Annotated in this window: 5 protein-coding genes, 1 pseudogene and 1 other annotated feature; of the genes and pseudogenes, 2 read left to right on the forward strand and 4 right to left on the reverse strand. The window is 40.0% G+C overall.

The window, feature by feature from the left end:
- On the forward strand, nucleotides 1–119 hold a 119-nt coding region (locus A1019T_RS11840; protein WP_143514067.1), incomplete at its 5' end, for a zinc ribbon domain-containing protein.
- 66 nt (nucleotides 120–185) lie between these two features.
- Here A1019T_RS11840 and A1019T_RS11845 read toward each other — a convergent pair.
- Both A1019T_RS11845 and A1019T_RS11850 read right to left on the reverse strand, forming a co-directional pair.
- Nucleotides 186–1,441, reverse strand: a pseudogene (locus A1019T_RS11845) (IS3 family transposase).
- Nucleotides 1,077–1,193 (reverse strand) — a sequence feature (AL1L pseudoknot). Its footprint overlaps the pseudogene before it by 117 nt.
- Nucleotides 1,438–2,622 (reverse strand): hypothetical protein, encoded by a 1,185-nt coding sequence (locus A1019T_RS11850; RefSeq protein WP_077451835.1) that lies wholly within the window; start codon nucleotides 2,620–2,622, stop codon nucleotides 1,438–1,440. Before A1019T_RS11850 ends, A1019T_RS11845 begins: the two are co-directional and overlap by 4 nt.
- Before the next feature lie 134 nt (nucleotides 2,623–2,756).
- Between A1019T_RS11850 and A1019T_RS11855 the strand changes: the two genes are divergently transcribed.
- Nucleotides 2,757–3,293 carry a L,D-transpeptidase gene (locus A1019T_RS11855; RefSeq protein ID WP_077451837.1) on the forward strand — a complete coding sequence of 179 codons (537 nt, stop codon included), beginning with the start codon at nucleotides 2,757–2,759 and terminating at the stop codon, nucleotides 3,291–3,293.
- Nucleotides 3,294–3,399: 106 nt separating this feature from the next.
- On the opposite strand, the gene A1019T_RS11860 is transcribed toward A1019T_RS11855, so the two are convergent.
- Nucleotides 3,400–4,908, reverse strand: coding sequence for a CYTH and CHAD domain-containing protein (locus A1019T_RS11860; protein ID WP_077451839.1), 1,509 nt, complete (start codon nucleotides 4,906–4,908; stop codon nucleotides 3,400–3,402).
- 324 nt (nucleotides 4,909–5,232) lie between these two features.
- Nucleotides 5,233–6,816 (reverse strand): isocitrate lyase, encoded by a 1,584-nt coding sequence (locus A1019T_RS11865; RefSeq protein ID WP_077451841.1) that lies wholly within the window; start codon nucleotides 6,814–6,816, stop codon nucleotides 5,233–5,235.
- Between the last annotated feature and the right edge of the window lie 536 nt (nucleotides 6,817–7,352).

The following is a 7,352-nucleotide window of genomic DNA, read 5'->3' on the forward strand; positions in this document are numbered from 1 at the left end:
GAATAAGAGGATGGACTTGTGCTGAGTGTGGCACATGGCATGATAGAGATATTAATGCTGCTAAGAACATCCTTGCGGTCGGGCTTGACCGTCTAGCTGTAGGAATTCCCTCGGTTTAGCGAGGGGAGGAGGTCAAACTTTTACTTTGAACCGCCCCGACTATATCGGAGAGTGGATTGCTTGAGTCAGGCAGCTTTGTCTGACTCATTAAGACTATCATAGTATCGTCTCTCAAACTCAAAAGGTGACACATAACCAATCGTACTATGAATGCGAGTTTTGTTAAATCTGAGAAGCGTTAAAAATCGATTAAGTATCGATTTAGCTTTGCAAGGCGAGAGCTATGCTCGAGTGACGACCCATTCAAGGGTTGCTAATTCAACATCATACGCATCCCGCCACTGCGGTTTTAAATATTCAATCACCTCTGTTTTATAAAGCCCGTTAACCGTTTCAGCTAACGCATTATCGTATGAATCACCGGTTGTACCAACAGATGCAATAACGCCAGAATCAGCCATCTTATCCGTATAGCGAATGGATAAGTACTGAACCCCTCTATCACTATGATGAATGACATCTTTAGGATGGTTTCTGTCTGCAATGGCTTGATTTAACGCTGCCATCACCATATCGGTGTTCATACGATTAGATACCTTCCAACCAACAATACTACGGGCAAATACATCTATAATAAACGCAGTATAGACCCAACCACTCAATGTTTTAACGTAAGTAAAGTCAGCAACCCATAGCTGGTTAGGTCTATGTGCACTGAAATTACGATTAACTAAATCATCAGCACGCTTTTGATCATCACGAGACTTAGTGGTTATCTTACCTTTACCTCGCCAAATACCCTGCATACCATGCTGACGCATTAACCGCTCTACAGTGCAACGTGCAGGATGTACACCTTCAGATTTCAACTGTTTCCAGACTTTACGAGCACCGTATCGGCATTTGCTGTCCTTCCAAATACGTTTAATCTCATTAAGATAGAAGTCGTCATGTTGGCTACGCTGTGAACGCTTTTCAGGGGTTTCTTCTAGCTCTTTAACACGATAGTATGTGGATGGAGCAATCGGTAATACTCTACAGATTGGCTCGACTCCATACTGTTGTTTGTGGTCGTCAATAAAATCAACCATTACTTGGGTTTGCGGTCGAGCTCCGCCTGGGCTTCAAGACCAGCTGCTTTCTTTATAATCTCATTGGCTTGCTTTAACTCTCTGTTCTCACGTTCAAGCTCTTTGATACGCTCCGCTTGGCTTTGAGCTTGAATATTTGCAGGAATGTTTTTATCTACGTGCTTTTTATGCCATGATCGTTGGGTCTCAGGCGTGCAACCTATCTTTGGTGCTATAGCTTTGATGGCTGACCAGGTGGATGGGTAGTCGTCTTTAGCTTCAATTAGCATACGGACGGCTCGCTCTTTCATTTCAGAGGTATAGTTTCGTGTTTTCGTGTTTTCATTGTCGTATTCTCTTGGAGCGTTGAGTCTCCGACAATCCCGGGGCGGTTCACTTTGGTAATTTGAGTAGGAGTATCTACTATTTGAGATTTTTTATATTGGTATTTACCCACTGCCATTATACTCAAACCGCCAATCACTATTAGCAACAGAATTAGCACAGGATTTTTCCAAAGGGGATTTTTGCTTTGCCCAGCTTCCGAGTTACTTGGTGCATTACTCTTATCCATATCTAAAAAACCAAAGTTAACAAACGGTCTAGAGGGAGCTTGTACGGGTTCTGGAGCTACTTTTAAGCGTTTACGACTCAGATAAATATCTGAGATTTTTGCCAGTTGTAATAACCAGCGTTGATAAGGTAAGAAAATATTAGCCATTTCAGCAAAGGTTAAAACCTCACTGTTATTAGCATTATCAACAATAAGCTGATTATTGTTAGCCGATTTATTCTTGATTAAAGTAGCCTGATGAGTGCGACCAATAACCTTAGCATAATGAGGTATTTGCTGTGTAGATTTAGAAGCGCTTACATCTGGCTGCTTATAGCCAGTTATCTCATGCCAAGTACTATCAAAATTAGGCAGTTCATAAGCTAAAATAGAGCTATTAGTCTGATCATCCCAGTGATTTTTTATTCGGTTTAGCTGAAAGAACTGCGGCTGCAACCCAAACCAGCAGTCTATTTCTTGGGCATCTAATTGGGCGTAATCTGCTAGTATAGCAATCTCTCGTAAGCAAAGTAGGCTCAATGCCCCTAATAAAGGACGGACTTGATTGCCTGATAATTGAGCTTGATCACCAAGTTTTTGACACACCCTTTTTTGTATTTCAGTTGATTCAAATAGAGTATCATTAATAGCATGACCCTGTTGATAAGCTGCACTCATGGTTTTTAAATTAAAAGCATTATATTTTCGTAGGTCTTTGATTTGACTACGCCGGAATAGCTTTTTTAATACAGCCTCTCCACCGTGTTGTTGGTGGTAAGCCATAAGCCCACTAACAATAGCCTGAATGCCGTTTTCAATTATTACTCGGGCTTGAGGTATGGAAATGCCCCCTATATCCGCAAATATAGAATCAATTGGTAAGGTATCTTCAAATAGAAAATCATAAAGTGACACGCGGGTGGGTAAAAGAGCTGTCATAAGACCTACTACTATGAATTAATTGTAGTTATCATAAGGGTGATTTACGTTAGTTACAACCTTCCATTGCAGTTAGGTTGCCCAAATACTTCTAAATGTAATCTTTAATAATCTAATAATAAGGCTCATAAACCATGCCAAATTTAAAAATATTTGAGAAGCTAACCCCCAGAATCGTTGTTAATATTGCTAAGCAGACCTTAACCTTGACCCTTCCTAACAAGCAAGGTAACTCTGACACTCATGAATTTATCATCTCAACGGCAAAAAATGGGATTGGTAGTCAAGAGGGCAGTGGGTGTACGCCCTTAGGAAAGCATTTTATTACAGAGAAAATAGGGGAAAATACTCCAATTAATAGTGTTTTTGTAGGTAGAGTGCCAACTGGTGAGATATATGATGAACAACTAGGTAAAGAGCATCCTAATCGTGACTGGATCTTAAGTCGTATTCTTTGGTTAAGTGGCTGTGAAGAGGGTCGCAATAAGGGAGAGAATGATCAAGGTTGCTGTGACACTTATCAACGCTATATTTATATTCATGGAGCTCCCGATACCGAGCCTATGGGAACACCGCTTTCACATGGCTGTGTGCGTATGCGCAATGAAGAGTTGCTGTGGCTATTTGATCAAGTAGAGGAGGGAACACCGGTTGAGATCGTTGCAGGTTAATCAGCCATAGTGTTTAAAGTACTCTGTGATACCTAATAAAAAAGCTTGCTGTTAGCGGAGGACTAACAGCAAGCTTTTTTAGTTACTACTTAATACACTAAACTCTTTACCAAAATTTTGGGGCATTTTTTACTTGTTTGAGACTCTCTGCGCACTCCAAAGCAGCATGTGTTTCTTGAGCAGTAAAATAACCAACCGCAAACCAAGCTGCAGCGTCAGACTCTGTCTTCTGCCTATAAAAATATTGGCCTACGATATCATCATTATATTCACCTAAAATCTCTTGAGCAGGCTCTAGGTATTGCAAGAAAGCTTTGGTTTTTTTCTTTTTATACATAGGGCTAACAAACTCACTGATGTAACGCAGGCTTTTTAGGCGTTTTCTCACATCGTGCTGTGCTTCAATGTTTAATGAGGCAAAGTTGTCACTGGCTTTGCTAATCTTTTTATATAACGAGTCTAGAATTGTGACAATCTGTTGCTTAGCATTACCCGGGTTTATTGGCTTATCCTTTTTAGCAGGACTCATTGTGAATTCTATTAATTCGAGCAATGTTATTTGAAAATCAGGGGCCCTAAGGGCATCAATAGGTTTGATTTTAATAGATTCACGTTCTGATGACCAATCCACATAAGGAGCGCCTTTGCTCTCTAACATAGGCTGGGTTCTTGTTTGTAGTAGCTCATGATCACGGTATTCACCCAATAAACCAAAGGTTTGTTTTAAGATGGGTCCCCATTCAGGGTTTAACTGTGACGAAAAATCACTAAAGAATTTTAAAGCAGTACGCAATCTTCTGATGCCTACTCGCAGCTGATGCACGTGATTACCATCGGTACTACCTGCAGCTATGGCGCTAACATTGGGTAGAATTTGAAGCATGCAGTTATAAATCACTGCACGTATAAACTTAGGCTGACTCATTTTTTTATCTAAAGTCAGTTTCTTTAAATCAGCTTTAGTGGCGTCAGCATGCTCTTTACCTGCCAGCATTAAGCCACCTCGTTCTGCTTTAGTGACCGTTGATAAACATAGGTTATAACGCTTCGCCCAGGTTTTAGCCACTTCGAACAAGAATGAGACATCACCTTCAATAAGCTCAAACTCGAGCTCTAAAACGGGCTTACTAATTTGCGAGTCTTCGCCATGAATGACAAAGCCTTCATCATAAGCCATTTCTACCAGTCCTGTTTCACTCCTGATTAGTCGAGTAGTGCGTTCAATGTCAGTAATATAAAGACGGTTTAATTTATCAGAAGCCTGTTCTTCGCTCGAGCTTAGAATCATCTTTTCTATGCCCAAATCTTCATAAACAGAGAGATCAGGGTATAGGGCATCGGCTTGGATAGCCTCATTGACTTGAGCTTCATCGAGAATGTTATTTTGCTCACCTCGAGAAGCCATACCATCCCCATTAGACTTTAGAGTCTGTACCCAGGTATCGCCTTCTTTACGTATTCTGAGGGCCATGCCGGACTGAGCTAGTATATTGTCAACGGTATCATAGTAGTGTGCAGCTAATTGAGTGGTATTTGATGATTTGATTTTAGCTTGACGCATAAGGGAGTCAACTTTATATTCGGGTACTAAAAACTTCAGCTCAATTTCTTGCATGATTTTTCCTCGAGTTTTAACTCATAAAAGGGTATGTAAGTGCTTATTTTGATTATTTTTTTAATCTAAGGCTTTATAAATAATCGGTACGATATATATTCAATATCCTAGGATATGTTAAGAATAATAACAAGCGGATTAACGTGACAGATTGATGACATAAATAGGGGAAGGGGAATAGAAGATAGGTCATTATTCAATTTGATAGAGAATGACATACATTAAAAAGCTTAGGGTTATTTAAGCCAATAAAAAAGTCGCCCTAACCGAAGTTAGAGCGACTTTTTATTCAATGAGGTGCTAAGAATCTTTTATAAAGAAGTCTTAGAACTGGTTCATTGTGTTTTTCTCACCGCCAGCTTTAAGTGCGTTTTCACCAGAGAAGATCTCTTTGTGATCGTCACCTAAGTCTGAACCAGCCATTGCTTGGTGCTTAACGCAAGAGATACCTTCACGGATTTCTTTACGTTGTACGCCAGCTGCATAAGCAAGCATGCCGTCTTCACCGAAGTAGCCTTTAGCAAGTTCGTGAACGCTAAGAGCAGTAGTGTGGTAAGTAGGTAGAGTGATTAAGTGATGGAATACACCCGCTTCACGTGACGCATCTTTCTGGAAGTTCTTCGCAGCTTGGTCAGCAGCAGCGTCTAATTCAGTACCATCATAGTCAGCACTCATCAAGTTGTTCTTGTCGTATGCTGATACGTCTTTACCTTCTTCTTCCCACTTAGCGATAACTTGCTTACGGAAGTTTAGAGTCCAGTTGAACGATGGGCTGTTGTTGTATACAAGTTTCGCTTCTGGGCGTTCTTCTTTAATACGGTCAACCATCATTTTGATGTGCTCAACGTCTGGAGTAGGTGTTTCGATCCATAGAAGATCAGCACCGTTTTCTAGAGCAGTTACACAGTCAAGTACAACGCGGTCGATGTTAGTTTCTTCACGGAACTGGTATAAACCGTTTGGTAGACGAACTGGACGAACTAGTTTACCATCACGCTTTAATAGTACATCGTTTTCTTTAGCGTCAGCGATGTCGATTTCTTCAACGTCGATGAAGTCGATGTATTTAGAAGCTAGGTCACCTGGTTGCTCAGATACTGGGATTTTCTGAGTTAGTGAAGCACCTTCTGAGTCAGTACGAGCAACGATAACACCGTCATCAACACCAAGCTCTAGGAAAGCATAACGGATAGCATTTAGTTTAGAGATGAAGTCTTCATGTGGTACAGTTACTTTACCAGCTTGGTGACCACACTGCTTAGCGTCTGATACTTGGTTTTCGATCTGGATAGCACAAGCACCAGCTTCGATCATAGCTTTAGTTAGTAGGTAAGTTGCTTCTTCGTTACCGAAACCTGCGTCGATGTCAGCAATGATTGGCACAACGTGTGAATCAAAGTTGTTGATTTTTTCTTCGATTTCAGTAGTATCTTGACCAGCTTCTTTAGCAGCGTTTAGCTCACGGAAGTAATCGTTTAGTACTTTAGCGTCTGCTTGACGTAAGAAAGTGTAGATTTCTTCAATAAGAGCAGGAACTGTAGTTTTTTCGTGCATTGATTGGTCAGGTAAAGGACCTAGCTCTGAACGAAGTGCTGCAACCATCCAACCTGATAGGTAGATGTAAGTTTTTGAAGTAGTACCAAAGTATTTTTTCTTAGCGTACATAGTTTGTTGAGCAACAAAACCATGCCATGCACCTAGAGACTGAGTGTACTGTGAATGATCAGCGTCGTATTCGGCCATGTCTTTACGCATGATAGCAGCAGTGTATTTGGCGATATCAAGACCAGTTTTGAAACGGTTTTGAACCATCATACGTGCAGCATCAGATTCACTGATGTTCTGCCAGTTGCCATGTTTTGCTTTGATTTCACGGATATGGTCAATAGCTGACTTATAAGTTGACATCAATTGTCTCCTTGATTGGGATGGGTTAGGTGAAATAAACACTTCTACTATTTGTTTTTTTAACTAAAACTACTAAAGAAGTCTTTATTTAACTCGCTTTTTAATGCTAGGCGATAGCTACTGTAGCAATAACTCCAGCATAAATTTGAGTACATTGTAAGTATTCGTTTCTTAAGCCATCTTTCTAATCTTCCATGAAGCTTATTGAGATTGACTTAAGTTGTAGTGTAATAACACTTGCCCTTAACACTTGATAAACACTATAACCACATTGGCTGAATTTATCTAGTTTATGACGGTTATCTTGGGTATTTATTTAAATTATAGTATAATGGATATAAAGGCTTAAAGGGGGTTTTGCGCCCTTTTATAGATACTATATAGGCCTTGAACAATAGAGTATTTGAATAAGTTTGATTACTGCTGACTGGATAAAAATTAGCGATTGCTCCCCTTATTTCAATACTCTTTTTTAATATAGCTAATTTTTATGTCATCAAAATTACTTACTAAGAGTCAAAATAAAAGTCATGATT

Source organism: Psychrobacter piechaudii, assembly GCF_900162825.1.
Lineage (GTDB): Bacteria > Pseudomonadota > Gammaproteobacteria > Pseudomonadales > Moraxellaceae > Psychrobacter > Psychrobacter piechaudii.

What these genes read in the sequence shown, in the direction of transcription:
- A1019T_RS11860 (WP_077451839.1), bottom strand. Translation starts at nt 4,908, where the DNA reads ATGCAAGAAATTGAGCTGAAGTTTTTAGTACCCGAATATAAAGTTGAC.
- A1019T_RS11850 (WP_077451835.1), bottom strand. Translation starts at nt 2,622, where the DNA reads ATGACAGCTCTTTTACCCACCCGCGTGTCACTTTATGATTTTCTATTT.
- A1019T_RS11855 (WP_077451837.1), top strand. Translation starts at nt 2,757, where the DNA reads ATGCCAAATTTAAAAATATTTGAGAAGCTAACCCCCAGAATCGTTGTT.
- A1019T_RS11865 (WP_077451841.1), bottom strand. Translation starts at nt 6,816, where the DNA reads ATGTCAACTTATAAGTCAGCTATTGACCATATCCGTGAAATCAAAGCA.